The 1,814-nt window shown below is 52.6% G+C and carries 3 protein-coding genes; 2 read left to right on the top strand and 1 reads right to left on the bottom strand.

All coding sequences use genetic code 11. The features are described from left to right. Positions 1–118 precede the first annotated feature (118 nt). Positions 119–334 (top strand): hypothetical protein, encoded by a 216-nt coding sequence (locus ACXJ5O_RS25845; RefSeq protein WP_457302401.1) that lies wholly within the window; start codon positions 119–121, stop codon positions 332–334. Between the two features lie 194 nt (positions 335–528). Then, on the top strand, positions 529–879 hold the full coding sequence (locus ACXJ5O_RS25850; protein WP_457302402.1) for a hypothetical protein: 351 nt from the start codon (positions 529–531) through the stop codon (positions 877–879). 112 nt (positions 880–991) lie between these two features. Here ACXJ5O_RS25850 and ACXJ5O_RS25855 read toward each other — a convergent pair whose 3' ends face one another. Next, the gene (locus ACXJ5O_RS25855; protein ID WP_457302403.1) at positions 992–1,747 is read right to left on the bottom strand and encodes an EAL domain-containing protein; all 756 of its coding nucleotides are present in this window, start codon (positions 1,745–1,747) and stop codon (positions 992–994) included. Between the last annotated feature and the right edge of the window lie 67 nt (positions 1,748–1,814).

Here is a 1,814-nt window from a genome sequence, read left to right on the forward strand (position 1 = left end):
CTGCAGCATACCGGGGTGGCCAAATGATCTACGGTCAAAAGGCGTAGTCTCCCCTCCAAGACGCTTTTAGCTAAGTTTGCTATGATCAGGGCATCGGCGACCCAAGGAAAATCCGTCCATGAGCAAAGAGAACCCATTCTCCAACGCACTTAAGGCGTCTAGGAAGAAGCCCGTGCATCCGCGCGTAGAACTGTCGAATTTGCGAGATGACCTAGCCGTGATCGAAAGCAGTGAAATTTTCGCCTTGAACAAGGTTGGTAATCAAGATGCTGTCAATGCCATCAGACATAGGATCGCGGAAATAGAATCAATTCTTGGGCGAAGTGACAAATGAGCGACGAACCAATTCGACTGCCCACGCAACGTTCTTACCCTGCCCACATGGAGAAAACGCCAGTCGGGTTGTTTGAGCATTATTGCATGCACCCTGGCTGCAAGTCGTGGGGATCGTTCGGTTTTGACAAGCGCTATGGGCAGGAATGGTATTGCAGCGAGCATAAAGGCGTTGCGGAAGTATAGGGAGCCCGCATGACAAAAGGCGATGATGCGACTGGGGCCGACAAGAAAGCTAAGGAGGCTGCAAGACTGCGTAAATGGCGGGCTGCCAATCCGCTGACTCCCGGACAGAAGGCGAAGGCGGTTGCGAGGGTCCGTAAATGGCGCGCAGCCAATTCGCTGGCTGCCAATCAACCGAGTCCCGAGCAGAAGGCGAAGGCAGCAGCGAAGGCGGCTGCAAGGATACGTAAATGGCGCGCTGCCAATCCGCTGAGTCCCGAGCAGAAGGCGGAGGCAGCAGCAAGGTCCCGGAAGTGGCGGCAGGCTCATAAAGAGCGCTACAACTCGTACATGAAAGTTTTGCGTTCACGCCCGCATTTTTAGCGGCCCAAAGCGTCCCGAAAACTCCAAGGGTAAAGCTGGAGTTCGCGAGTTGCAGCACACCTGTGTCTGCCGAACATGCAGCCAACAACGATCGGAGCGAAGTGCGCGTCCATTAAGTAAGTAAATATCTACACCTACTATGATACTCCATGAAATTGGTCGCCGCCAGCGGGCGCGAAAAGAAGTATCCTTGAGCCATCTGAATCCCGAAGTTCTCCAGATTGCTGGCTTGAGATGCAGTTTCAACGCCTTCAGCAATGATAGTTAAATCATTGTCCGTGATAAGATGACGGAGTGTCAATAGTTTAGCATTCATAGAAGGACTATCCGCATTATCTATGACAGATTTATCGAGCTTTATAATATCAACCGGAACTCTCGACAGGAGAAGCAGATTCGATTGATCCAACATAATGTCGTCGATGGCCACCAGGAAGCGTTTTCCGCTTCGGTTGATGATGGTGTTTAACCCAATACTATCGAGGTGGCCGCGTTCGGTGATTTCGAGGATCAACTTGTCGTCCAAGTCGAACACACCGGCTTGCCTCGCGGCATATTGGATGCCTCCGCGCCCGACGAGCGAGGGTGGCACGTTAATGCTGATGCGGACGTCATTGGTTTGGCGCAACCAGTCGCCGAGTTCTTCGGCGACCTTTTCCATCACCCAATAGGTCAGCACCCCCCCAAGGGTCGTGTCCTCGATCAGCGGAATGAAGCTCAGGGGAGGAATGATATGGCCGTCCCGTCGCCACCGAATGAGTGCCTCGGCACCAACGCAGGATCGATCTTTGAGAAGAATGGTTGGCAGGTACTCCAAAAAGAATTGGCCCTCATCCAATCCGGTTTGAATAGCTTCAGGCGTGATCATGACACCTCCGATGGAAACCGTAATRGCATTCTACACAAGTTTACTCCGGTCAGGGGAAGTATTTGTC

The organism is Phyllobacterium sp. P5_D12, assembly GCF_054049495.1.